The 23,574-nt window shown below is 48.8% G+C and carries 23 protein-coding genes; 9 read left to right on the top strand and 14 right to left on the bottom strand.

Annotated elements, in window-relative coordinates; all coding sequences use genetic code 11:
• Nucleotides 1-5: 5 nt before the first annotated feature.
• The 3 genes from HAP68_RS01860 to gabT form a co-directional block, all read right to left on the bottom strand.
• Nucleotides 6-869 (bottom strand): RhaT/GlcU family sugar-proton symporter, encoded by an 864-nt coding sequence (locus tag HAP68_RS01860; protein WP_003156317.1) that lies wholly within the window; start codon nt 867-869, stop codon nt 6-8.
• Between the two features lie 154 nt (nt 870-1,023).
• Nucleotides 1,024-2,412, bottom strand: a complete 1,389-nt coding sequence (gabD, locus tag HAP68_RS01855; protein ID WP_003156319.1) for a succinate-semialdehyde dehydrogenase — start codon at nt 2,410-2,412, stop codon at nt 1,024-1,026.
• 105 nt (nt 2,413-2,517) lie between these two features.
• Nucleotides 2,518-3,825, bottom strand: coding sequence for a 4-aminobutyrate--2-oxoglutarate transaminase (gene gabT, locus HAP68_RS01850; RefSeq protein WP_003156320.1), 1,308 nt, complete (start codon nt 3,823-3,825; stop codon nt 2,518-2,520).
• Nucleotides 3,826-3,932: 107 nt separating this feature from the next.
• On the opposite strand from gabT, the gene gabR reads away from it, so the two are divergent.
• Nucleotides 3,933-5,342: a MocR-like transcriptional regulator GabR gene (gabR, locus tag HAP68_RS01845; protein WP_024084887.1), complete on the top strand. Its 1,410-nt coding sequence runs from the start codon at nt 3,933-3,935 to the stop codon at nt 5,340-5,342.
• A gap of 27 nt (nt 5,343-5,369) precedes the next feature.
• Here the strand turns inward: gabR and HAP68_RS01840 are convergent, their stop codons facing one another.
• Nucleotides 5,370-5,684, bottom strand: coding sequence for an ArsR/SmtB family transcription factor (locus tag HAP68_RS01840; RefSeq protein ID WP_003156322.1), 315 nt, complete (start codon nt 5,682-5,684; stop codon nt 5,370-5,372).
• Between the two features lie 141 nt (nt 5,685-5,825).
• On the opposite strand from HAP68_RS01840, the gene HAP68_RS01835 reads away from it, so the two are divergent.
• The 4 genes from HAP68_RS01835 (at nt 5,826) to HAP68_RS01820 (ending at nt 9,351) form a co-directional block, all read left to right on the top strand.
• A complete protein-coding gene (locus HAP68_RS01835; RefSeq protein WP_003156323.1) occupies nt 5,826-6,113 on the top strand; it encodes a putative quinol monooxygenase in 288 nt (95 codons plus the stop codon).
• 16 nt (nt 6,114-6,129) lie between these two features.
• Nucleotides 6,130-6,876, top strand: a complete 747-nt coding sequence (nfsA, locus tag HAP68_RS01830; RefSeq protein ID WP_003156324.1) for an oxygen-insensitive NADPH nitroreductase — start codon at nt 6,130-6,132, stop codon at nt 6,874-6,876.
• A gap of 160 nt (nt 6,877-7,036) precedes the next feature.
• Complete coding sequence (locus HAP68_RS01825) at nt 7,037-7,912, top strand: TetR/AcrR family transcriptional regulator (RefSeq protein ID WP_024084886.1); 876 nt, start codon at nt 7,037-7,039, stop codon at nt 7,910-7,912.
• 17 nt (nt 7,913-7,929) lie between these two features.
• Entirely contained in the window at nt 7,930-9,351 is a 1,422-nt protein-coding gene (locus HAP68_RS01820; protein ID WP_014304342.1) for an MDR family MFS transporter, read from the top strand.
• A gap of 41 nt (nt 9,352-9,392) precedes the next feature.
• On the opposite strand, the gene HAP68_RS01815 is transcribed toward HAP68_RS01820, so the two are convergent.
• The 4 genes from HAP68_RS01815 to HAP68_RS01800 are packed head-to-tail and all read right to left on the bottom strand — an operon-like array spanning nt 9,393 to nt 13,001.
• On the bottom strand, nt 9,393-10,337 hold the full coding sequence (locus tag HAP68_RS01815; protein ID WP_003156329.1) for a siderophore ABC transporter substrate-binding protein: 945 nt from the start codon (nt 10,335-10,337) through the stop codon (nt 9,393-9,395).
• A 21-nt stretch (nt 10,338-10,358) separates the two neighbouring features.
• Nucleotides 10,359-11,117, bottom strand: coding sequence for an iron ABC transporter ATP-binding protein (locus HAP68_RS01810; RefSeq protein ID WP_003156330.1), 759 nt, complete (start codon nt 11,115-11,117; stop codon nt 10,359-10,361).
• Nucleotides 11,111-12,058, bottom strand: a complete 948-nt coding sequence (locus HAP68_RS01805; RefSeq protein WP_003156331.1) for an iron chelate uptake ABC transporter family permease subunit — start codon at nt 12,056-12,058, stop codon at nt 11,111-11,113. The genes HAP68_RS01810 and HAP68_RS01805 overlap by 7 nt, the downstream gene beginning before the upstream one ends.
• Nucleotides 12,048-13,001: an ABC transporter permease gene (locus HAP68_RS01800; protein WP_003156332.1), complete on the bottom strand. Its 954-nt coding sequence runs from the start codon at nt 12,999-13,001 to the stop codon at nt 12,048-12,050. The genes HAP68_RS01805 and HAP68_RS01800 overlap by 11 nt, the downstream gene beginning before the upstream one ends.
• Before the next feature lie 414 nt (nt 13,002-13,415).
• On the opposite strand from HAP68_RS01800, the gene HAP68_RS01795 reads away from it, so the two are divergent.
• Both HAP68_RS01795 and HAP68_RS01790 read left to right on the top strand, forming a co-directional pair.
• Complete coding sequence (locus HAP68_RS01795) at nt 13,416-14,780, top strand: aspartate kinase (RefSeq protein ID WP_003156333.1); 1,365 nt, start codon at nt 13,416-13,418, stop codon at nt 14,778-14,780.
• A 79-nt stretch (nt 14,781-14,859) separates the two neighbouring features.
• Nucleotides 14,860-14,970 carry a YjcZ family sporulation protein gene (locus HAP68_RS01790; protein ID WP_369719092.1) on the top strand — a complete coding sequence of 37 codons (111 nt, stop codon included), beginning with the start codon at nt 14,860-14,862 and terminating at the stop codon, nt 14,968-14,970.
• Between the two features lie 149 nt (nt 14,971-15,119).
• Here the strand turns inward: HAP68_RS01790 and phrC are convergent, their stop codons facing one another.
• The 4 genes from phrC to yclJ form a co-directional block, all read right to left on the bottom strand.
• Nucleotides 15,120-15,239: a phosphatase RapC inhibitor PhrC gene (gene phrC / locus HAP68_RS01785; protein ID WP_003156334.1), complete on the bottom strand. Its 120-nt coding sequence runs from the start codon at nt 15,237-15,239 to the stop codon at nt 15,120-15,122.
• Nucleotides 15,223-16,371 carry a Rap family tetratricopeptide repeat protein gene (locus HAP68_RS01780; protein ID WP_003156336.1) on the bottom strand — a complete coding sequence of 383 codons (1,149 nt, stop codon included), beginning with the start codon at nt 16,369-16,371 and terminating at the stop codon, nt 15,223-15,225. The genes phrC and HAP68_RS01780 overlap by 17 nt, the downstream gene beginning before the upstream one ends.
• A 152-nt stretch (nt 16,372-16,523) precedes the next feature.
• Nucleotides 16,524-17,957, bottom strand: coding sequence for a two-component system sensor histidine kinase YclK (gene yclK / locus HAP68_RS01775; protein ID WP_161625271.1), 1,434 nt, complete (start codon nt 17,955-17,957; stop codon nt 16,524-16,526).
• Complete coding sequence (gene yclJ / locus HAP68_RS01770; protein ID WP_024084885.1) at nt 17,944-18,627, bottom strand: two-component system response regulator YclJ; 684 nt, start codon at nt 18,625-18,627, stop codon at nt 17,944-17,946. The genes yclK and yclJ overlap by 14 nt, the downstream gene beginning before the upstream one ends.
• Nucleotides 18,628-18,839: 212 nt before the next feature.
• Here yclJ and HAP68_RS01765 point away from each other — a divergent pair, with 212 nt between their 5' ends.
• Together HAP68_RS01765 and HAP68_RS01760 are read left to right on the top strand one after the other, a co-directional pair.
• Nucleotides 18,840-20,276, top strand: coding sequence for an ABC transporter permease (locus HAP68_RS01765; RefSeq protein WP_024084884.1), 1,437 nt, complete (start codon nt 18,840-18,842; stop codon nt 20,274-20,276).
• A gap of 14 nt (nt 20,277-20,290) precedes the next feature.
• The gene (locus HAP68_RS01760; protein ID WP_015388709.1) at nt 20,291-20,974 is read left to right on the top strand and encodes an ABC transporter ATP-binding protein; all 684 of its coding nucleotides are present in this window, start codon (nt 20,291-20,293) and stop codon (nt 20,972-20,974) included.
• A gap of 103 nt (nt 20,975-21,077) precedes the next feature.
• Here the strand turns inward: HAP68_RS01760 and HAP68_RS01755 are convergent, their stop codons facing one another.
• Together HAP68_RS01755 and HAP68_RS01750 are read right to left on the bottom strand one after the other, a co-directional pair.
• Nucleotides 21,078-22,424, bottom strand: a complete 1,347-nt coding sequence (locus tag HAP68_RS01755; RefSeq protein WP_014304336.1) for an MmgE/PrpD family protein — start codon at nt 22,422-22,424, stop codon at nt 21,078-21,080.
• On the bottom strand, nt 22,421-23,572 hold the full coding sequence (locus HAP68_RS01750; protein WP_024084883.1) for a M20 peptidase aminoacylase family protein: 1,152 nt from the start codon (nt 23,570-23,572) through the stop codon (nt 22,421-22,423). Before HAP68_RS01750 ends, HAP68_RS01755 begins: the two co-directional genes overlap by 4 nt.
• Nucleotides 23,573-23,574: the final 2 nt, after the last annotated feature.

Below are 23,574 nucleotides of genomic sequence, written 5' to 3'. Positions count from 1 at the left end.
ATATGTTATGAATTTGATTTCGCAACGCCTAAGAATACCGCGGCTACAATGATCAGGATAATCCCGATGGCAATGGCGACCAGCTGACGCTTCGTTTTGCTCTCACGGAGAATGAAGATTCCGCCGAGCGTGCTGATGACGATCCCCATTTGAGAGAGGGAAAAACTTGTCGCAACTCCGACGCGCGGCTGTGAGATGAACAGAAACATGTTCCCGAGCGCCCAGATGATTCCCGGCAGAATGTTCTTGAGGGCGTACTTATTAAACGGTTTATGCTTGTACGTCAGGAGCAGTCCGCCGATGACCATCCCGATCGCCTGCGGCAGAAGCGCTGACCATCCGGATACACCGAACAGCCGGGCGACGACGACATAGACCAAATAGCCGAGCGTGGAGATCAGCAGGATGACAATGCCTTTTTTTAAGTTTCCCGGTTCTCCGTCCGCCCGCCCCTTTTTATCTTCTAAAGATGTGAGCACAATCCCGATGATGATAAAAATAAGGGCGAGAATACCCAGCGTAATCGCGATCGGGGTTGACCATTCTTTGAATACGATCACACCGAACAAAGAAGTCGAGACGAGCTGCATTCCCGTTGATATCGGCATCGTTTTTGAAACGCCCATCAGCTGTATGCTTTTAAGCTGATTGCTTTGGCCGAGCGACCAAAACAGCCCCGAGATGATGCCGACAATAAAAATGCGCCCGGACAGCACCGGATGGACAAACAGATACAGCACAAACGAAACGATGAGCGCCCCGATTGTCGTTCCCAGCGTCTGGCTGTAAGGCCCGCCGCCTAATTTGACGTTAAATAACACGATGCTCCCCCAAAATAAAGCCGGGAGAAGAGCCAGTAATATATCCATGATGGCGACCTTCTTTCAATCGTATTTGCTGTTATTTTGTCTGGAATCGAACCGATTATTCCCGCAATATCAAAAAAGCCTGCCGGCGATATTCACCGGCAGACCGCTCAATAAAAAAAGCCCCGCTTAGAAGCGGGGCTTTCTTTTCGGCTCATTAAAGTCCGATAGACATGTATTTGGTTTCCAGGTACGGTTCAATGCCTTCCGTACCGCCTTCACGGCCGATGCCGCTTTCTTTCATTCCTCCGAACGGCGCTTGAACCGCGGACGGACCGCCGTCATTCCAGCCGATGATGCCGTATTCAAGCTGTTCAGAAATATAGATGCCGCGGCGGTAGTTTTCTGTGAAGAAATAAGCCGCAAGCCCGAACGGCGTATCGTTCGCAAGCTTGATCGCTTCATCAATATCTGAGAACGTAACGATCGGCGCAACCGGGCCGAATGTTTCTTCATGCATGATGTTCATGGATGTATCTACATTTGAAAGCACGGTCGGCGTCACGAAATAGCATCCTTTTTCGTCGTTTTGGTCATACGTTCCGCCCGTCAGCACTTCTGCACCTTTTTCCACGGCGTCATTAATTTGGCCGACGATTTTATCGAAGCCTTTTTTGTTGATGACAGGGCCGACGTTTACGCCTTTTTCAAGACCGTTTCCGACTTTGAGTTTCGCAGCTTCTTCACTCAGTTTTTTCGCAAACTCGTCTTTCACGGATTCGTGTACGATCAGCCGGTTCGCACAGACGCAGGTTTGGCCGGCATTTCTGAATTTAGAGGCCATTGTTTGGGCTACCGCCAGATCAAGATCAGCGTCTTCATCCACGATCAGCGGCGCATGTCCGCCAAGCTCCATTGACATATGTTTTACGGTGTCGGCGCTGTTTTTCATCAGGATTTTGCCGACAGGCGTTGAGCCGGTAAAGGTAATTTTACGGATTTTCGGGCTGCTGGTGAAGACGTTTCCGATTTCGGCTCCGTCACCGATCACCACTTGCAGCACGTCCTTCGGAATTCCCGCTTCATATGCGAGACGCGCAAGGGCGTAAGCGGAAAGCGGCGTATCCTCCGCCGGTTTGATGATGAACGTACAGCCTGCCGCCAAAGCGGGCGCGGCTTTTCTTGTAATCATCGCATTCGGGAAATTCCACGGCGTGATCGCGGCTACCGGGCCGACCGCCTGACGGGTGACGACAATCCGTTTGCCCGTTGTCGGCGCAGGTACGGTTCTGCCGTAAATCCGTTTTGCTTCTTCGGCGAACCATTCAATATAGCCGGCGCCGTATAAAACTTCTCCGACCGCTTCTTCGTACGGTTTGCCGTTTTCTTTCGTAATTAATTCCGCAAGTTCTTCTTTATTTTCAACAATCAGCTCATACCATTTTCTCAAAAGTGAGGCACGTTCTCCCGCTGATGTTTTGGACCATGATTGAAACGCTTGATGTGAACGTTCAATCGCTTTTTCAACATCTTCGGCCGTCTGCTGGGGGATGCTTTCGATCGCCTCTCCCGTTGCCGGGTTGTACACTGTTAATTGTTCTGGCATATTGAACATTCCTTTCTTTCCTATAGTAAAACCATTGAATGCTTGTTGATGTATCTCACACTTTCATGATAGCAGACACATCCGGCGGGATTCCAATAATTGAACTCACAGAGCTGCTTCGATAATGGAAAGGCCTTCTTTGAGCTGCTCATCCGTCACGACAAGCGGCGTCAGGAATCGGATAATGTTGCCGTTAATGCCGGCCGTCAGCAGCAGCAGTCCGTTCTCGTTCGCCGTTTTAGCGATCGCCGCGGCTTTTGCTTTATCCGGTTCCCGCGTGTGCGGATCTTTGACAATTTCGATGGCCGCCATCGCGCCGAGTCTGCGCACTTCTCCGATGCAGGCATGCTCTTTTTTCCACTCGAGCGCTTGACGCTCGATGATCCGGCCGATCTCTTCGGAACGCTGATTCAGCCCTTCTTCTTCAATAATATCCAGGACCGCGAGCGCAGCCGCACAGCCGAGCGGGCTTCCCGCATATGTGCCACCGAGTTCCCCCGGCGCGGCGGCATCAAGCATTTCCGCCCGGCCGATGACACCGCTCAGAGGTAATCCGGCCGCAAGTGATTTGGATACGGTGATCAAATCCGGAACGGCTTCGAAATGCTCAATCGCAAAATACGTTCCCGTTCTGGCAAAACCGGTCTGAATCTCATCCGCTACAAAAACGATACCGTGTTTTTTACAAAAAGCGGCGACGTGCTGCACGAAACGTTTTGACGGAATGATGAAGCCGCCTTCTCCCTGAACCGGCTCCATTACGACACAGGCGACGGTTTCCGGTGCGACTGCGGCGATAAAGAAATCCTCGAAAGCGCTGATGATAAAGTCGTCATACTGCTCGTCGCTCATGCCGGCCGGCTTTTGATAATAGTAAGGAAACGGCGCTTGATACACCTCTGAGGCAAACGGGCCGAAACCGTATTTATAAGGCTTCACCTTGCTCGTCATGCTCATCGTCATGTTCGTGCGGCCGTGGAACCCTCTTGTAAATGACACGACAGCCTGGCGCTTCGTATATTTTCTGGCGATTTTCACGGCGTTTTCCACCGCTTCCGCCCCCGAATTGAGAAAAATCGCTTTTTTCGCATGATCTCCCGGCGCAAGGGCGCAAAGTTTTTCGGCCAGCTCAATATAAGACGGATACATCATGACGTTAAATCCCGGGTGAATCAGATCCTCCGCCTGTTTCTTCACGGCCTCCACCACTTTCGGATGAGAATGGCCGACATTCAGCGTTCCGATCGCTCCGGCAAAATCAATGAATCGTCTGCCGTCCAAATCGTACAAAAGCGCCCCTTCCCCTTTTACCGCCATGCTGCGGTTTCCGTTGCCGACCCCCTTGGAAACGAATTGATCCCGTTTTTGCTGCCACTGGGCAGTTGTCACTTCCGATGATGCTGTTCGACTCATAGATTCCATCCCCCTATATTGTTTTCTTATCATTCTGTCTTCTTTTTGGTATGATGAAAAGTACCAAAATCAATTTATCCATGGTATCAGAAAGGAGCAGGGTCTGGATGCTGACGATTTCCATTGATCATTCGGAAACGGCGGATTATATCTATCAGCAGATCTATCAGCACATAAAAGCGGCCGTTTTGAAACGCAGCCTGATGCCTCATACAAAGGTGCCGTCTAAACGGGAGCTTGCCGAGACGCTGAAGGTCAGCGTGAATTCAGTGAATTCAGCTTATCAGCAGCTGCTTTCGGAAGGTTATTTATATGCAGTCGAAAGAAAAGGCTTTTTCGTGGAGGAAATTGATACGGTTTATCATGAAGAAACCCCTTCGCTCTCATTGCCTGAAGATTTAAAAGAGCGGGAGCCGGATAAGAGCGGCTGGATTTCGTTTTCTCATATGAGCGTGGATACGGCGCATTTTCCCTTGAAAAGCTGGTTCCGCTGTGAGCATAAAGCAGCCGCCCGTTCATTTCATACACTCGGAGAACTCGTCCATCCGCAAGGCTTATATGAAGTCCGTGAAACCATTTCGCGGCTTATTTCCCTGACAAGAGGCGTTACATGCCGCCCGGAACAAATCGTGCTCGGGGCGGGCACGCAAATGCTGACGCAGCTGCTGACGGAACTGCTGCCAAAAGACGCGCTGTACGCCATGGAGAACCCGGGATATATGAGGATGTACCGGCTGCTGCAAAACCTCGGGAAAAAGGTTGCGACGATCAGCCTTGATGAAAAAGGCATGTCCATGGCTGAAATTGAAAAACGCCGGCCCTGTGTATTGATCACCACGCCTTCCCATCAATTCCCCTCAGGCGTGATCATGCCCGCTTCCCGGCGGATTCAGCTTTTAAACTGGGCAGCCGAACAGAACGGCCGCTTCATCATTGAAGATGATTATGACAGTGAATTTAAATATGACGCCGATACGATACCGGCGCTTCAAAGCCTTGACCGGTTTCAAAATGTCATCTACATGGGGACCTTTTCAAAATCCCTTTTCCCAGGTCTGCGCATCAGCTATATGGTTCTGCCGCCCGGGCTTTTGCGGACGTTCAAAGAGAGAACGTATGACCTGCATACGTGCAGCACGCTTGCCCAGCTCGCGCTGAAAGAATTTATCGACTCAGGTGAATATCAGAAACATATTAAAAAGATGAAGCAGCATTATAAGAACATGCGGGAACGCCTCATTTCGGCTTTGGAAGAAACATTCGGAGAAAGAATCAGTGTAAAGGGCGCCAATGCGGGGCTTCATTTTGTCACTGAGTTTGACTGCGCCCGTTCAGAAAAAGAGATATTGGCACGGGCGGATGCAGAACAGCTCGATCTGTTTGCGATGAGCCGGTTCCGTCTGAAAGCGGGAGGCGATTCAAATAAGCCGCAGCTCATTCTGGGGTTCGCCCGCCTGAAGGAGAGCGATATTCAAGAAGGCGTCCTCAGGCTTTACCGGGCGGTTTTCGGCGCATAAAAAAACCCCCGGAATTCGGGGACTTATTTACCAGCGGTCCGGTTCTGTCTGCAAAATCGCCTCCAGCAGGCCGGGAAACGCCGCTTGTAAATCATCTTTGCGCAGGGAATAATAACGGTGCTTCCCGTCTATGCGCACTTGGGCGATCCCCGCTTCCCGCAGCACTTTGAAGTGATGGGACAGCGTTGATTTGGCGACCCGGACATCAGCGCAGGTACCGCACGTTTTTTCTGTTGTTTCCGCCAATTGTTTGACCAGCTCTAAGCGGAGCGGATCACTCAGAGCATGAAGAACCTTTGTCAGCTGTAAGCGGTCGGTTTCAGGATGGTTTGGAATGTTCATGAGTCAAATGTAACACATAAAAGCGGCGGGTGACAATTTAGGCGGTGAGGGTTTTTCCTTTACCATTCACTGCGAAACATGTTACAGTTAGTTCGATAATATTCGAACTATAACAAATAAACCCAATCAGGAGGAATAACAATGATCGTCTTACAGGCTTACATGAAAGTAAAAGCGGATAAACGCGAGGAATTTTTAGGAGAAGCGCAATCACTTGTTCAGCATTCACGCGCGGAAGAAGGAAATGTGCAATACGATCTTTTCGAAAAAGTCGGTGAGGAAAATACATTCGTTATGCTTGAGCAATGGAAAGATGAAGAAGCGATGAAATTCCACAACGCAACTGACCATTTCCAAGGATTCGTGGCAAAAGCAAAAGAAGTGCTGAGTGCGCCGCTTGACGTCGTCCGCACAGAACTGTCAGAGTAACGAAAGGATGAATGACATGAACGAAGTCCTTCAAATATTAACAGACCACCGTTCCATCCGCAGCTACACAGATGAACCCGTATCGGATGAGCAGCTGGACCTTATCATCCAAGCAACTCAGGCAGCGCCGACTTCCATTAACGGCCAGCAATTTACCGTTATTGCGGTGAAAGATAAGGAGCGGAAGAAAAAAATATCCGAATTGGCCGGCGGCCAGCCGTGGATTGACCAAGCGCCTGTTTTCCTTTTATTCTGCGCTGATTTTAACCGCGCCAAAATTGCGCTTGAAGAATATAATGATACACCGCTTGAGATCACGAACGGTTTAGAGTCCGTTCTAGTCGGAGCCGTAGATGTCGGGATTGCGCTGGGTACGGCAACGGCTGCGGCTGAATCAATGGGACTCGGCACTGTGCCGATCGGCGCCGTGCGCGGCAAGCCTGACGAAATCATTGAATTGCTGAAACTTCCGAAATACGTTTTCCCGATTTCCGGTCTCGTCATCGGCCATCCGGCAGACCGCTCCGCGAAAAAACCGCGTCTGCCGCAAGCAGCCGTTCTGCATCATGAAACGTATCAAGAAGAAGATTTAAGAACCCATATCGAGGCCTATGACAAGCAGATGTCCGAATACATGAAAAAACGCACCGACGGACAGGAAACAAGAAACTGGTCACAAGGCATCACTTCCTACTATAAGCAGGTTTATTATCCTCACATTCGTGAAATGCTTGAAAAACAAGGATTTAAGACGGATAAATAAACGTGTCAGCCTGCCGGAACACTCCGGCAGGTTTTTTCTATTTCTCAAACAAAAGCGTTGACACTATGTAAAAATTTTTGTTAATATTTTCATCATATACTCATTGGTTTTCTGTGAACCGGTGGGTTTTCTATTGTGACGAAAGAAGGAATCTGGGCTTATGAATGATAAGAAAACGGATATTCTGCTGGCGGCAAGGAAGCTTTTTTCCGGGAAAAGCTTTTCGTCGGTCTCGATGCAGGCGATCGCAGAGGAGTGCAAAGTCTCCAAAGCATCTTTGTATAAGCTGTTTGAATCAAAGGAAGACCTGCTCCTGGAGCTGCTCGATTTTAACCAGAAACAGATGGTAGCGGCCGCTTCATTATTAAATGAAGAAACGAGCCTCTCCCCTGAGGAACGGTTTTCCAAAAAACTGATGGCTGAGCTTGAAGGCTTCAGGCGCAACCAGCAGTTTTTTAATATGCTGATGTACGGAAGCCCCTCTTCCATTAATGAGCGGGTAAAACGGCATATTCACAGGGCCCGCTCCACCTTTATCTGCTGGCATCGCGATTCACTGATTCAGACGTACGGCGAAGACATTATTCCTTATGTATGGGAGCTGGTGATCGTCCTGCAGGGGCTCCTGAGAGAATGCATCACGCTGATTAAGCTGGAAAAAGAACCGCTCGCCCTGGAGCCGCTCACGGACTTTATCATCCGCCATCTCAATCTCATCGTCGAAAACAGGAAAACCGAAACCGCTTTGCCTCAGGAGATGATTGACCTTTATACCGCCTCCGCTTCCTCATTTGAGCCGAAAGACAAAACCGTATTGCTGGCTGAAAGCCTGAAGGAACTGAAAGAAGCCGTCTCAGCCCTTCCGGAGGAAAAATATGATGCCGCAGGACTCGCTTCCGCGGCGGTTATGCTGGAGAAAGAATCAGCGGACAAACAGCCGCGGGATTTTCTTATAAAAGCGCTCATCGGTTATTTGGAGCAGGCCGGACCGCTGCACCAGCCGCTTGCAGCCGTTAAAACATTGCTCAAACTATAAAGAAAGAAGGAATCAGCTTGAATAAGAGTATTAAAACTGCACCATACAACCGCTCTGTCATTGTCGGGATTCTTTTGGCGGGAGCGTTCGTCGCCATTTTGAACCAGACACTGCTTATCACGGCGCTGCCGCACATTATGAATGACTTCAATATAGATGCCAACAAAGCGCAATGGCTGACAACGTCGTTTATGCTGACAAACGGGATTTTGATTCCGATTACCGCATTTTTAATAGAGAAATTTACGAGCCGCACCCTCCTGATTTCCGCTATGAGTATTTTCACGGCGGGCACCATTGTCGGCGCATTCGCCCCGAACTTTCCGGTGCTCTTAACGGCCCGGATTATTCAGGCGGCCGGCGCCGGAATTATGCTGCCGCTCATGCAGACGGTATTTCTCACGATTTTCCCGATGGAAAAGCGCGGCCGCGCCATGGGTATGGTCGGCTTGGTTATTTCGTTCGCGCCGGCGATCGGCCCGACGCTTTCCGGATGGGCGGTCGAAGCATTCTCTTGGCGGTCTTTGTTTTATATCATCTTCCCGATCGCAGTCATCGATTTGCTTTTAGCAATTATTCTGATGAAAAACGTCACGACATTACGAGAAACACAGATTGATATTTTATCCGTGATCTTATCGACCCTCGGATTCGGCGGGCTGCTTTACGGCTTCTCAAGCGCCGGTTCCTCAGGATGGACCAGTACTGAAGTGCTGACTTCGCTGCTTGTCGGAGCGGCCGCGCTGATTTTCTTTATCGCAAGACAGATGAAGCTCAAAAAACCGATGCTGGAATTCCGTGTGTTTTCTTTCGGGATTTTCAGCCTGACCACCCTGCTCGGAACGCTTGTTTTCGCGCTGCTGATCGGAACGGAAACCATTCTCCCGCTTTACACGCAAAAAGTCCGGGGCGTCTCCGCGTTTGATACCGGATTAATGCTTTTGCCGGGCGCGATTGTGATGGGGATGATGTCTCCGTTTATCGGCCGGGTGTTTGACAGAATCGGCGGAAAAGGCCTTGCGATGACCGGATTCTTCATCATCCTGCTCACGTCCCTGCCGTTTATGAATCTGACGGACTCGACGTCTCTCATTTGGATTGTCGTCGTTTATACCGCGCGGCTTTTGGGAACAGCCATGATTATGATGCCGGTGACGACAGCGGGAATCAACGCCCTGCCGCGCCACTTAATTCCGCACGGCACAGCCATGAACAATACCGTCCGCCAAGTCGGCGGTTCTATCGGTACGGCGCTGCTGGTTTCCGTGATGAGCAGCCAGGCCGCGCACGCCAATGCGTCAACTCCGGCAAACGCCGCCCTGCACGGCATGAATGCGGCCTTTGTCGTAGCCGCCTGCATCGCGCTGGCCGGCTTCCTCCTATCTTTTACATTGAAGAAAAAACCGCGTCAGCCCGAGCAGCAGGCCGTTACGCGGTAAACCAAAAAGAACCCGATCACGTATGTGACCGGGTTCTTTTTTTACTTCTCGATTCCGTCTTTTACTTCTTTCACCATTTGCGCCATGGATTCCAGGCCGCCTCCTGATAAATACCATGTAGCTGAATCAAGGTAGACAACATGGTTGTTTTTCACGGCTTTCACCGATTTTACATAATCATTTTCAACCACTTGTTTTGTTGAAGATTTTGTGCCGATCGCTGTTCCGCGGTCAACGACAAACATGTAATCAGGGTTTGTTTTGGCGATATATTCATAGGAAATGCTTTGTCCGTGCAGTGAGGCTTCGATGTTTTTGTCAGCCGGTTTGACGCCGAACACATCATGAATGAAGCCGTATCTTGATTTAGATCCGAACGCGCTGATTTTGCCGTCGTTCGCCATCACCACTAACCCGTTTTTATCCGTGCTGCTTGTTTTTTTCTTCAGATCGGCAATGGATTTGTCAATTTTCGCAAGCTTATCTTTCACTTCATTTTCTTTGTTGAAGATTTTGCCGATCACTTCGGTGTTTTGCTTGAATCTGTCAACGTAGTTTGTATAGTCATCATCAAGATAAATCGTCGGCGCGATTTTTGAGAACTCTTTATAAGAATCAGATTGTCTGTGGGCGATAATGATTAAATCGGGATCAATATCCGCGACTTTTTCAAAATCCGGTTCTTTTAAACCGCCGGTATTGGCGTATTTATCACTATTATATGAAGATAAGTATTTTGGAAGGTTTTGTTTCGGAAGTCCCGCCACGTGATCCTGTAAACCGAGTTCATCCATCGTATCCAGCATTCCGAAGTTGAATACGACGACTTTTTTCGGATTCTTCGGCACTTTGACTCCTTCTTTGTTCAGATCATCTTTGATTGTGATTGTTTCTTTTGATTTGCCTGATGTTTTGTCCCCGTTTCCGCATGCAGAAACAACAAAAATCGTAACTAGCGCAATGAATAGCAATGCGAATTTTTTCATGACTTTCACCTCATCTGGTTTTTAAGAAAAGTACACACCGATCCGCTGACTGTCAATCTCTTGAATCGGGATGGTCATATCATAAATATCTTCAAGCACGGAGGTTTCTATGATCTCCTCCGCCGGCCCTTCTTTGACGATCCGTCCGTTTTTCAGTGCGACGATATGGTCTGAATATACGGATGCGAAGTTGATATCGTGAATCACTACGACGACCGTTTTTCCGAAGTCTTCCACAAGCCGCTTCAACAGCTTCATCATTTCAACGGAATGCTTCATATCTAAATTGTTCAGCGGCTCATCGAGAAAAATATAGTCCGTATCCTGAGCGATGATCATCGCGATAAACGCCCTCTGACACTGGCCTCCGCTGAGCTGATCGAGGTATTTATCCTTTAAGTCATCCAGCTTCATATAACTGAGGGCCTGGTTGATATGCACCCAATCTTCATCCGTCAGTTTCCCCTGGGAATACGGAAATCTGCCGAAGCTGACCAGGTCTTTAATCGTCAGTCTGATATTGATTTGGTTCGTCTGCTTCAGGATGCTGATTTTTTTCGCCAGATCGTTGCTTTTACAGGCCCCGATCTCTTGCCCGTCGACCGTGATTTCTCCGGAATCCGTCTTAATCAGCCGGCTCATGATAGACAGCAGCGTGCTTTTTCCCGCGCCGTTCGGACCGATAAACGAGGTGAGCCTGCCCTTTTGAATGGATAGAGACGTTTTCTCAAGGACGGTTTTCCCTCCGTATTGTTTGCTTACATTTTTGACCTCTACCATGATTTATTCTCCTTTAACAGCAGATAGATAAAATAAATCCCGCCGGCAAAATTAATGATGACGCTCAGCGTCGTGGAAAACGTGAACACTTTCTCCACGACAAACTGGCCCCCGACGAGCGCGACGATGCTGATCAGGACGGAACCCGCGATTAAATACGTGTGCCTGTAGGTTTTTAAAAACTCTCTCGCCAGATTGACGACAAGCAGTCCTAAAAACATAATCGGCCCGACAAGAGCCGTAGAGACAGACACAAGAATGGCGACGACGATGAGCATCTGTTTCACAAGCTTATCGTAATCAATCCCAAGGTTGACGGCGTGCTCCCTGCCGAGCGACAGCACGTCAAAAAACCGCGTGAACCGCCAGACATAAATGCCTGTCAGAAGAAAGACAGCACCGGCAAATCCTAAAAGATCGGTGTTGATATTGTTAAAGCTGGCAAACATTTTGTCCTGAACAACCTGGAACTCATTCGGATCAATCAGCATCTGCATAAAGGATGACAGACTGTTGAACAGCGTGCCGAACACGACGCCGACAAGCAGAAGGAAAAACACGTTCCGCCCCTCGCCTTTAAACATGAGCTGATACAAAACGAGTGACAAGAGCACCATCAGCCCGACGGAGATGACGAAATTAAGATTTTTGTTCATCATGACGATATTCATTGAACCGAACAGGAACACGATGACGGTCTGAATGAGCATATACAGGGAATCGAGGCCTAAAATGCCCGGTGTCAGTATGCGGTTATTTGTAATCGTCTGGAAGATGACCGTTGAAAACGCGATCGCTCCCCCTGTGAGCATCATGGCAAGCACTTTGAAGCATCGTCTCGGCAGGGAGTATTCCCAATTGCCCAGTCCGTAGAACAGAAAGAATCCGATACATATTATGGCGAGCGCCGCCAGCAGCGTAATTTTTTTATTATGACTCATATGCTTTTCTCCTTAACAGCATATACAGGAAGATGCCGCTGCCGATAACACCGACCATCAGGCCGATGGAAATTTCGTACGGGAAGATGATCACCCTTCCCAAAATGTCGCAAAACAGCACAAAAACAGCGCCCAAGAGAGCTGTGTGAGGCAGGCTGCTCCTCAGGTTGTCCCCTTTGTAAATCGACACCATATTGGGAATGATCAAACCGAGAAACGGCAGCATCCCGACGGTCAGGATCACCAGTGAAGCGATGAGCGACACGATAATCAGACCGATATTGACGACGCGTTTGTATTTCAGGCCGAGATTGACGGAAAAGCTCTCTCCCATTCCCGCCACCGTAAATTTATCCGCATACACATAAGCGATGATCACCAGCGGGATACTCAGATATAAAAGCTCATACCGGCCTTTAACGACCAGTGAGAAATCTCCCTGCAGCCAAGATGACAGGTTTTGGATCAGGTCGTATTTATATGCGATAAACGTGGCGATTGAGCTGACGATGTTCCCAAGCATTAAACCGACGAGAGGAATAAAAATCGCATCATTGAACTTGATTCTCTCGAGGATTTTCATGAAAAGGAAATTTCCCGCCAACGCGAAAATAAAAGCGATAGACATTTTCACAAGCGGGCTCGCTGACGTAAAAAGCATTAATGAAATCAAAATTCCGAGCCTTGCCCAGTCCATCGTTCCCGCAGTCGTCGGCGATACAAATTTATTCCGGCTGATCTGCTGCATGATTAATCCGCAGATGCTCAGGCTCATGCCGGCGATGATAATGCTCACCAAACGCGGCAGCCGGCTGTCAAACAATGTACCTGCCTGTTCTTTATTTAAATGAAAAATATCCAGCGGCGACAAATCTTCTACACCGATAAATATAGAAGTACACGCCAAAACCGCCAGTAGCAAAAGTAAGTAACGTAGCTTCATGCTGCCTCCCTGCACCCATCACAAACGGTATGACTGATTGCCAAACAACTCCCATATATCCCCACTCGTAATGATTATCATTATCAACGACAACTATAATCTTATCATCTTTCCAAGCGCAGTCAATACAGTTTTGCTTTCAAAAACGGTCATCCGCGGGCCGTACACTAAATTGTCTTACAATCAGTCTATCAAGAATTTGCAGGATTTTCTATAACCTTCATTTGGCTGCTTATCATTTTTTGCACATGATGACACGCTTGCGGGAAACAAATCTGACAAACAGCGGCAAAATTCCTCCACGAAAATACAAATGTTCTCCCCACATAGAAAAAATCCTTGATTTACATGTTTGAAAGAGAGATAATAAAAATTAAATTTGTGAGAAAATTTAAATATTAGGGGATGTAAATCATGAAAGTTGTAAAATTCGGAGGCAGCTCTCTTGCGTCAGGAGCCCAGCTTGAGAAAGTGTTTCAAATCGTGACGGCTGATCCCTCGCGGAAAGCCGTCGTCGTATCGGCGCCGGGAAAACGCTTCTCGGACGATACAAAGGTGACGGATCTGTTAATCCGCTGTGCGGAGCATTATTTGCAAAATGGTGCAGCGCCCGAGCTTGCCGAACCGGTCATTGAACGGTACGCCGCCATCGCGCGTGAGCTGAACCTGGATTTCTCTATTATAGAAAGAATCCGCAGTGACCTATTCGCTCTCTTAAACAGCAGCAAAGCCAATCCCGATCAGTATATGGATGCGGTGAAAGCGAGCGGCGAGGACAACAACGCGAAGCTGATCGCGGCCTACTTCCGCCGGCAGGGCGTGAAAGCCGAATACGTAAGCCCGAAAGAAGCGGGGCTGTTTGTGACGAATGAACCCGGAAGCGCTCAGGTGCTCCCTGAGTCTTATGATCATTTGTACCGTCTGAGAAACCGTGAAGGCTTGATCATTTTTCCGGGATTTTTCGGTTACACGAAGGAGCATGAGATTGTGACGTTTTCCCGGAGCGGTTCTGATATTACCGGCTCCATTCTCGCCAGCGGCTTAAAAGCCGACCTGTACGAAAACTTTACTGATGTGGACGCCGTCTATTCCGTCAACCCGTCAATCGTGCGGCATCCGAAAGAGATTAACGAACTGACGTATCGGGAAATGCGTGAGCTCTCCTATGCCGGGTTTTCCGTTTTTCATGATGAAGCGCTGATTCCCGCTTTTCGGGCCGGCATCCCCGTTCAGATTAAGAATACGAATAATCCGGAGGCGAAAGGAACGCGCGTCGTCAGCAGCCGTGACAATACGAACGGGCCAGTCATCGGCATCGCAAGCGACACGGGCTTTTGCAGCATTTACATAAGCAAATATTTAATGAACCGGGAAATCGGTTTCGGCCGCAAAGCCCTTCACATTTTGGAGGAAGAAGGATTGACGTATGAACATGTTCCATCCGGCATTGACGACATCACGATCATCCTTCGGCACGATCAGATGGACTCAGAACTGGAACACAGGCTCGTCACCCGTCTGAAGCAGGAACTTCAAGCAGATGAAGTCACAGTCAGGCACAATCTGGCGCTGATTATGGTCGTCGGGGAAGCGATGCGCCATAATGTCGGCACAACCGCCAGGGCATCCAAAGCACTGTCCGAAGCCGGCGTCAACATCGAGATGATCAATCAGGGGTCATCGGAAGTCAGCATGATGTTCGGGGTGAAAGAAGAACAGGAAAAACAAGCGGTGCGGGCGCTGTATGACGAGTTTTTCGCCGGAGTCTTACTCCCATAGGACACCGCCTCTTTTTTCTCTTGTCCACTAATATCCCTTACAAAGCAGCTTCTTTTACATATTGTATGGTATAGACAATATGGAGGTGAAGCTCATGTCAGGATATTCTGGAATCAGCTCTTTCGCTTTGATCGTTGTTTTATTTATCCTGTTGGTTATTGTAGGTACTGCCTATGTTGGCGGTTTCTAAGCATCACTCCGTCTATATGAGGACGCTGCGGGTTTTGACCTGCGGCGTTTTCTTTTGTTTTCCGCCGCTGTCCAAGTCCGGCCGCGCAAAAAAAAGACTGCCGGGAACATTCCCGGGCAGTCTTTTCCTTTGTTCAGGTTATTTTCTTCTCACGTCATTCCTCTTTCAGCTACATGGAATTCAGCCTGATCTGTCTGGCCTGCACCTGTCACTGTAAAAATCGCGGCGGCTGCTAAACAAATAACAAACCATTTAGATTTCAATTTCATACAAACCCTCACTCCTTTGTATTTGTTTCCTTGCCTCTTCGACTTTCAGAAAATAGTCAGAAGAAATCTTAAAGCAATTTTGTTCATAGTAATATTTAGCTGCTTCTAGTGCTAAATCCTCTATATCGGCGTATAAATTTTTATCTTCCAGGTAACGGAAACATGCGCTGATTTTTTCCTCATCCGGTTTCGCCTGATACAGAGCCTGCAGCCATTCGAATTTTACCGTGTAAACGGGATCGTCTGTTTCTTTAGCATATTCATATCCCCGCTTGTGATATTCCGACGCTTTTTCTTTTTTTCCGAGTTTAAAGTAAATGAGTGTGATTAGGAAATATGCTTGAGGAAGAGAATTGACGATTCTTTGTGATTCAAATGTATCAACCGCCCGTTCAAAGTACGGAATCGCTTCGCCGATGCGGTCCTGATTGTAGTAGCACAGTCCGAGGTTATACAGCGCCCTCCCGACAAGCTGCGCTTTTTGTTCTTTTTCGGCCATTTGCAAAGCGTGCTGAAAATGTTTGGCCGCCTGTTCAAAGCGCCTTTCATCCATTAAATTGACGCCGAATACAAAATGGCATTGAATGATCCTGACGTTATATGTGTCCTGCTCTACGTAAATTTCATAAGCGTTTTTTATATGTATCAAAGAAAAATACGTTTGTTTCATATGATAATAAGCTTCGGCCACTTTAAAATAAAACTCCGCCCGTTCCACGTGGTCCGATACGAAGGCCAGTTTTTTCTCAGCTTGTTTATAATACGTAATCGCTGAGATAAATTCTCTTTTATCAAATTCAAACATGCCTTTGAAAAAGTTGACGTAATAATCGAGAAGCCCTTTGAGGCCGGCCTGGCTGTTATCAATGTTATCAAGAATTTCCGACAGGGTCGGCTGGTCTTCTATCTTCAGTTTTTCCAGCGGCTCCAAGTAGTCCAGCATCAGCTGATGGCGAAATTCCATGAGGGAATAATAAAGCACTAAGTTTGAATCAGGCTCCATACGGTCAAGCTCTTGTTTGATCTCGGCCTTCAAGATCTCCGCATCCGGCACGCTGAATGTTCTGATGTATCGATACCACTCGTTAATTTTCTGCCCGACTGCTGAAGAAGGAATTAACCCGCTCTTCATTCCTTCACCCTCCCCATCCAAGACCTGTTTACCAGTTATTTTATCACGTTTCCGTGTCTTTCCATCCCGAAAAACACGCAAACTTTGTTTCGGCAGAGCGCAATTTTCCGAGTGAAGATAAAACAGCCGGCAGCCAGACGGGACTGCCGGTTTCAAGATGATTCATGTATCGTATTCAGCGGAAGGCGGATTGTAAACGTCGTGCCTTTTCCTTTTTCGCTGGCAATATCTATCGTGCCCTTGTGCATTTCAACGAGCTGCCTGACGATGGACAGGCCGAGTCCGTATTCGCCGTATGCCGTATTCGTCCGGGACACGTCCGCCTTATAAAACCGCTCCCATATATGCTCAATTTCCTCTTTGGAGATGCCGATTCCGGTGTCTTCGATCTCAATCACCGTTTCTTTATAGCCTTCATACCCGCGCAGCGTGATGTCTCCGTTTTGCGTAAATTGAATGCTGTTTTTCGTGATATTGACGAGAATCTGGATCAGCCTGTCATAATCGGCGAACACTTTGACGCCGTCCTCCGCCTGAATCCGCAGCTGATTTTGTTTTTCCTCCGCCTGCTGATTGAGATGCTCTTTAATAATTTCAAACACCTCGATGAGCGGCAGACTGAGCTTGTCCAGTTTGATTTGCTGGGATCTGATTTTTTCATAATCCAAGTTTTCTTTCACGAGCCTGAGCATCCGCTTCGTTTCTTCACTGATCAGCGAGAAGCATTTCTCTTTATCTTTTTCCGGGATGGTGTTGCTGTTAAGCCCCTCCACAAGTCCGTTAATGGTCGTCAAAGGCGTTCTCAGCTCATGGGAGACATCGGCGATAAATTGGCGCCTCCGTTTTTCCAGGCGGTCAATCTGCTCTCTCGATTGCTTCAGATTTTTGGCCATGATGTTGAAATCGGACGCCAGCATGCCGATTTCATCGCCGCCGCTGTTCTTGAGCGAAATATCGTAATCCCCGGATGCCACTTTTCCGGTCGCATCCCGCAATGTCTGAATCCGCTTAACGTGAAATTTAGATAAAAGCCAGCTCAGCAGAATCGTGATGATAAGGGTGCTGATAATCGCGTAAATCATATAGCGGTTGACCTGGCTGATCATCTGCTCGACCCCTCTGACGGGAGACACGAGCAGCACCGCGCCTTTAAATTGATCGTTGATCAAAAGCGGTTTTGCGACAAGCGATACTTCCAAGCCCTCCGTATTAAAACGGTTCATCTCCGCTCTGATCTGAACGGTTTTCCCTTGCTTCAGCATGTGCCACTCCTTACTTTTGAGCTTCTCGCGCGGCGGCATATCGTCAGGAAAAAAGTAAGGCCGCTGATGTTCATCAAAAATAATAAACCTGGTCTCGCGCGTTTTTAACATGTCCTGATACGGATACAGGCGGCGCAGATCAAGATCGCGTCCGTTCAGCTCACTTGTGATCTGCTGGGCGTAAGAAGACAGCTCATCCACTTTATTTTGATACGCAAAATCTTTCACAAAGTGCGAAAACAGGGAAATGATAATGAAAAAGGCCAAAATCAAAATGCTGACATGGCTTAACAGCAGCTGATATAAGTATTTAATCCTCATCAAATTTGTATCCTACCCCCCACACCGTGTATAAAAACGGTTTTTCCTCACTGGACAGTTTTTTGCGCAGCCGTTTAATATGAACATCAACCGTACGTTCATCGCCGTAAAATTGATAGCCCCACACCTGCTCAAGCAGCTGCTCTCTCGAAAAGACCTGGCGCGGATTTTGTGCGAGATAAAAGAGCAGATCGAATTCCTTCGGCGTCAGATTCTCGACAGGCTTTCCATGCAGAAACACTTCCCGCGTCTTCTTATTGATTGAAAAACACGCCGTTTCGATCAAGTCGCCGCTTTTTACGGCCTGCCCCGTCGCCCGGTATCTTCTGATCACCGCTTTAATCCGCGCTACTAGCGTCAGCGGGCTGAACGGCTTGGTGACATAGTCGTCGGCTCCCATTTCAAACCCGATCACCTGATCAGACTCCGTGTCCTTTGCGGTCAGCATAATAATCGGCACACTGCTCGTCTCTCTTATTTTCCGGCAGATCGTCACTCCGTCCATAGATGGAAGCATAATATCCAGAATGACCAAATCCCAGTCCTCTTCCGTGAACCGCTGATAGCCTTCCACTCCGTCATGGACAAATTCGGCTTCAAATCCTTCTTTAAAAAAGAACATTTCCGTCATGGTGCATACGCTTATATTGTCTTCTATCATTAATATCTTCATTGGGTCCTCCGTTTATCTTGACGCTTTTACTTATAATAGCACCATTTTACCCGGATATTTTCGCGTTTCACAATTGTTAGTTTTTATTTCATCACCCGGAAATAGTTTGTTCATATTTTTTTCATACATTTCTCCTACTATATACATATCGGATAACCGGTTCTAAAGAAGGCTGGTTTTACAAGATCTGACACCCACACGGAGGAACAGACATGAACTTTATAAAAAGAGCCTTTTGGAGCATGAAGGCAAAAAAGGGAAAAACGTTTTTGCAGCTGGTTGTGTTTTCAGTGATTTGCATTTTTGTCCTGTCCGGTCTTACGATCCAGTCAGCGGCGAAGAAATCAAGCGAACTGGCAAGGCAGCAGCTCGGCGGGAGCGTCACACTCCAGGCTGACCGCCAAAAGCAAATGGCGCAGCAGCAAAAAGACGGTGAAAAGAGGACGTTTGAATCAACGCCGATTTCCGTCTCGGATGCCAAGAAACTTACATCTTTACAGCACGTTAAAAATTACAACTTCCTCACGACAGCATCAGCAAACGCAGAAAGCTTTGACGCGATAAAAAGCTCAGGCGAATCAGCCGATAACAGTTCCGGCGGAAGCCGTTTTCAAGGCGGCGGAAGACAGATGATTTCAGCGGATATTTCGGTCGAAGGCGTGCTCTCTACGGCGCTGCTTGATGATTTCACAGGCGGGAGCTCAAAAATCACTGAAGGCCGCGCCATCACAAAAACAGATGCGGACGCAAAAGTCGCAGTGATCAATGAAACGCTGGCAGATCAAAACAAGCTGAAGGTCGGCGGCTCCATTACAGTTTCCTCAGCAGCGGATGATTCTGTGAGTACGAAGCTTAAAATTGTGGGAATCTATAAAACAACATCATCAGGAGACGATCAGGCAGAGCATTTTTCATTCTTAAATCCTGACAATAAAATCTATACGCCTTACACCGCAGCTGCGGCGTTAAAAGGGTCTGATAACAAAAACAGAATCAGCTCAGCCGTTTATTATATGGATGATGCAAAATATATTGACTCATTCGTTGCCGCTGCGAAAAAAACATCTATAGATGATAAAACCTACACGCTGACGACAAATGATCAGGTGTATCAGCAAATGGCCGGCCCGATTGAAAATGTCGCGTCATTTTCTAAAAACGTGGTGTACCTTGTATCCATCGCGGGCGCGGTCATTCTCGGATTGATCGTGATGATGTCGATCAGGGAACGCAAGTATGAAATGGGTGTCTTGATGGCGATCGGCGAAAAGCGCTGGAAGCTCATCGGACAATTCTTAACGGAAATTCTGATTGTCGCGGTTATCGCCATCGGGATCGCATCCGTCACGGGCAGCCTTGTGGCGAATCAGCTCGGAAATCAGCTTCTTTCCCAGCAGGTCAGCTCAGCCGATGATTCCCAGCAGCAAACAAGCGGCTGGGGCGGAGGAGAAATGCCGCGGGGAGACGGCATGTTCGGTCAGCATTCATCCGGTGCAGATGTCATCAGTACAATGCAGGTAAACGTTTCGCTGAATGACCTTCTGATTCTCGGCGGGATCGGCGTCGCAATTGCCGTCACCGCCACATTACTGCCGTCTGTATCAGTCATGCGGCTTCACCCTAAAACAATCCTGACCAAGCAGGAATAAGAGGAGGCAGCATAATGAGCCTATTAACCTTTCAACAGACCGGCTACTGGTACCAAGATAAATCACAGCCGCTGTTTCAGGATATAACGATCAGCTTTGAAAAAGGGAAGTTTTATACAATTGCCGGCGCCTCCGGAACGGGAAAAACCACGTTTCTGTCTCTGGCGGGCGGCCTTGACACACCTAAAGAGGGAAGCATCCTTTATAACGGAGAAGACATCTCCAAAATCGGATTAACCAAATTCAGAAATCAATATGTCTCTATCGTCTTTCAATCTCATCATCTGATCCCGTATATGACGGCGCTCCAGAACGTCACAACCGCGATGGAGATTACCGGATCTAAGGAGAACAACAAAGATGCGTCCGCGCTCAGCATGCTGGATAAAGTCGGCATCACCGAACAGCAGGCCCGTCAGCGGGTGCTGACATTAAGCGGCGGACAGCAGCAGCGCGTTTCAATTGCGCGGGCTTTCTGCTGTGACACGGATCTGATTTGCGCGGATGAGCCGACGGGAAACCTCGACGAGGATACGTCAAAGGAAATCGTCCGGCTCTTTCAGGATCTGGCGCATAAAGACGGCAAATGCGTCATCATGGTTACGCACGACGAACAAATTGCCAAAGTGTCTGATATCAACATCCGCTTATCAAGAGGAAGTTTCACGGTCAAAGAAAACGGCACGGCCGTTTCCTGATACCGCGCCCCTGCCAGCGCAGACAGGGGCGCACCCTATATCCCCCTATTCAATAGAAGTGAACGTAAAAAGAGCCAGGGCTGCATCCCCTCGCTCTTTTTATTTATATCAGCTGTAAATAACGGTCAATATTTGATTGTCCGGCTGCTTTGATCAATTCTTCCGCCTTTTTCTCTTCTCCCGGCAAAGCGAGCCGGAGCTTGTCTTCAATGTCTTTTTCAGAAAGACCGTTTCCCGGCGCTCCCCTCGGACAGTCGATACGTGCTTCATAGACATGACCGCCGGAAACCGTGACCCGTACAATTGTAAAACGGCCCTTCGGAACGGCGTTGTCAGCCGGCTGAATTTGGTCATCGCAGCTGCGGTGAATCCGCTCAAATCCTTTTTGAAGGGATTGCGGAATCGGCTCGGATGTGAAATGTTCAACTGAAAAATCCTTACCGTGCAAAGCTAAGGTGATCACATATTCTACGCTGAACCGACCCGCTTCGCCTGTTTTCGGACGCCGTTCTGTCAATGCGGCGTCCCCGCCCGGCGGATAAATCACGTCAATCCGTTCCGTTTGGCCGAAAGTGAGACCATGTTCGGCCTTCAGCTTGAGAATGGCGTCCGCCGCATGATGGGCCGCCGAGCAAAACGGATAAACCTTAAACCAAAGTCCCGGACTCACGATCCGCCAAGGGTTTCCCCACCCGTTTACAAGCAGGGTTTCTGCCCGTTCAAGATCGCCGTACAGTCCGAAAAAACCTTTCTCCCCGTCGAGCGCATGAGCTGAGCCGCCGAAACCGGCCTTTGCAAGCTTTACGGCGAACACGCCGGCTTGAGCGGCCAGGCCGGCGTGGAGCGGCTTCATTTCTGTCCCGAATTGCACTCTCATGCCTCCGGAACGGGCAGCCGCAAACCCGATTGCTTTCTGTAATTGGGTTTGATTCAGATTCTCTGCGAATCCGACGGCGCATGCGGCCGCAATGGCACCTAACGTTCCTGTATTGTGCCAGCCTTTCTCGTAATGATCCCTTCCAGCTGACTCGCCGAGCCGCGCCATCACTTCGATTCCCGTCACATAAGCACCGAGAAAACGGCTCTTGTCTATCCGGCCGGCTGATGCGGCTGCAATCAAAGCCGGGAGGATGACCGCGCTCGGATGTCCTCTTACATCAGAATGAACATCGTCAAAATCAAGCGCATGTGCGATGAAGCCGTTAATGAGCGCGGATTGGGACGGCGTGGTTTTTTGATTTCTGCCGATAAGCGGCGCTATCGGCATCCCGCCTTCTTCTTCGGCCAGTTTTACCAGCTTTTCAACTCCTGTATCCCGTCTCCCCGCAAAAGCAGCCGCTGTAAAATCAAGCAGTCCTTTGCGCGCTTCTTTCATCGCTTCGGCGGATGTTTCCGGCACAGACGACATGACGGCCTGAGCAAGTCCGGCCGTCAGATTTTCCGTATTCATTCCGTCTGCTCCAATACATTGACGGCAAGCCGGGCGAAAAACTCAGCCGCTTTCGGAAGCGCTTTTTCGTCGAGTGTAAAGGCTGGATGGTGCCATTCTTCTGTTCCGTTTGTTCCCATCCAGACGAAGAAGCCGGGGATTTTTTCTTGATATAACGCGAAGTCTTCGCCGCCGGGCGACTGTTCTGCCCGAACGGTTTGAAGTCCGAGGCTTTCAGCAGTTTGTTCCGCCGCCTGTATGAATCGGGCGTCGTTCATCACTGACGGCAGGTAAGGAAACCAGCGGAAGTCAGCCTCTGCCCCGAATCCGGCCGCGATTCCTTCAGCAACCCGCTTCATATGTTTCGGAACAGCGTCCCGCGCTTCTTTTTGAAACGTCCGGACGGTTCCTTCCATTTCAACATGGTCCGGAATGACATTCCAAGAACTGCCCCCCTGAACTCTTGTGATGCTGACGACGGCATTGTGAAGCGAGCTGATGTTTCTGCTGACAATCGATTGCAGGCCGCCGATGATCTGCCCTGCCGCCTGAATCGGGTCAATGCTGTTGTCGGGGATTCCGGCGTGGCCGCCTTTTCCTTTCACGGTGATTTCAAAGCGGTCGACACTCGCCATAAGCGGGCCTTCTTTCAGACCGACCGTGCCGACGGGGAGGTCAGGTTTGTTATGCATGCCGAATATCGCCGATACACCGTCAAGCGCGCCGGCTTCAATGACCTGTCTTGCTCCGGCGGCGATTTCTTCCGCGGGCTGAAAAATAAACCGCACCGTTCCTTTCAGCTCATGCTTTCTCTCATTTAATAAGAAAGCCGTGCCGAGGATAGATGCCGTATGGAAATCATGGCCGCATGCGTGCATCACGCCGCTGTTGCGCGAAGCAAACGGAAGGTTTGTTTTCTCTTCGATCGGCAGTGCGTCGATGTCCGCTCTGACGGCGATGACGGGGCCGCTTTTATCTCCTTTGATTTCAGCGATCACTCCGGTTTGCAGTTTCGGCACATCAAGAACCGTGATTCCTTCTTCCTCCAGCCAGCGGCGGATTTTATTCGTCGTTTCGAATTCCTCGCCTGACAGCTCAGGGTGTTCATGAAGGTCGCGGCGGATATTGATTAAACGTTTGTTTAATGATTCATACGTTTCATTTGCCATTT

This window comes from Bacillus sp. Bvel1, assembly GCF_014872755.1.
Lineage (GTDB): Bacteria > Bacillota > Bacilli > Bacillales > Bacillaceae > Bacillus > Bacillus velezensis.
The sequence above is the reverse complement of the archived record's forward strand: the minus strand, read 5'-3'. Positions and strand labels throughout refer to the sequence as shown.

What these genes read in the sequence shown, in the direction of transcription:
- HAP68_RS01800 (WP_003156332.1), bottom strand. Translation starts at nt 13,001, where the DNA reads ATGAAGCTACGTTACTTACTTTTGCTACTGGCGGTTTTGGCGTGTACT.
- HAP68_RS01780 (WP_003156336.1), bottom strand. Translation starts at nt 16,371, where the DNA reads ATGAAGAGCGGGTTAATTCCTTCTTCAGCAGTCGGGCAGAAAATTAAC.
- HAP68_RS01840 (WP_003156322.1), bottom strand. Translation starts at nt 5,684, where the DNA reads ATGAACATTCCAAACCATCCTGAAACCGACCGCTTACAGCTGACAAAG.
- gabR (WP_024084887.1), top strand. Translation starts at nt 3,933, where the DNA reads ATGCTGACGATTTCCATTGATCATTCGGAAACGGCGGATTATATCTAT.
- HAP68_RS01815 (WP_003156329.1), bottom strand. Translation starts at nt 10,337, where the DNA reads ATGAAAAAATTCGCATTGCTATTCATTGCGCTAGTTACGATTTTTGTT.
- HAP68_RS01825 (WP_024084886.1), top strand. Translation starts at nt 7,037, where the DNA reads ATGAATGATAAGAAAACGGATATTCTGCTGGCGGCAAGGAAGCTTTTT.
- HAP68_RS01790 (WP_369719092.1), top strand. Translation starts at nt 14,860, where the DNA reads ATGGAGGTGAAGCTCATGTCAGGATATTCTGGAATCAGCTCTTTCGCT.
- HAP68_RS01795 (WP_003156333.1), top strand. Translation starts at nt 13,416, where the DNA reads ATGAAAGTTGTAAAATTCGGAGGCAGCTCTCTTGCGTCAGGAGCCCAG.
- HAP68_RS01835 (WP_003156323.1), top strand. Translation starts at nt 5,826, where the DNA reads ATGATCGTCTTACAGGCTTACATGAAAGTAAAAGCGGATAAACGCGAG.
- HAP68_RS01805 (WP_003156331.1), bottom strand. Translation starts at nt 12,058, where the DNA reads ATGAGTCATAATAAAAAAATTACGCTGCTGGCGGCGCTCGCCATAATA.
- HAP68_RS01810 (WP_003156330.1), bottom strand. Translation starts at nt 11,117, where the DNA reads ATGGTAGAGGTCAAAAATGTAAGCAAACAATACGGAGGGAAAACCGTC.
- yclJ (WP_024084885.1), bottom strand. Translation starts at nt 18,627, where the DNA reads ATGAAGATATTAATGATAGAAGACAATATAAGCGTATGCACCATGACG.
- gabT (WP_003156320.1), bottom strand. Translation starts at nt 3,825, where the DNA reads ATGAGTCGAACAGCATCATCGGAAGTGACAACTGCCCAGTGGCAGCAA.
- gabD (WP_003156319.1), bottom strand. Translation starts at nt 2,412, where the DNA reads ATGCCAGAACAATTAACAGTGTACAACCCGGCAACGGGAGAGGCGATC.
- phrC (WP_003156334.1), bottom strand. Translation starts at nt 15,239, where the DNA reads ATGAAATTGAAATCTAAATGGTTTGTTATTTGTTTAGCAGCCGCCGCG.
- HAP68_RS01750 (WP_024084883.1), bottom strand. Translation starts at nt 23,572, where the DNA reads ATGGCAAATGAAACGTATGAATCATTAAACAAACGTTTAATCAATATC.
- HAP68_RS01755 (WP_014304336.1), bottom strand. Translation starts at nt 22,424, where the DNA reads ATGAATACGGAAAATCTGACGGCCGGACTTGCTCAGGCCGTCATGTCG.
- HAP68_RS01860 (WP_003156317.1), bottom strand. Translation starts at nt 869, where the DNA reads ATGGATATATTACTGGCTCTTCTCCCGGCTTTATTTTGGGGGAGCATC.
- HAP68_RS01760 (WP_015388709.1), top strand. Translation starts at nt 20,291, where the DNA reads ATGAGCCTATTAACCTTTCAACAGACCGGCTACTGGTACCAAGATAAA.
- nfsA (WP_003156324.1), top strand. Translation starts at nt 6,130, where the DNA reads ATGAACGAAGTCCTTCAAATATTAACAGACCACCGTTCCATCCGCAGC.
- HAP68_RS01765 (WP_024084884.1), top strand. Translation starts at nt 18,840, where the DNA reads ATGAACTTTATAAAAAGAGCCTTTTGGAGCATGAAGGCAAAAAAGGGA.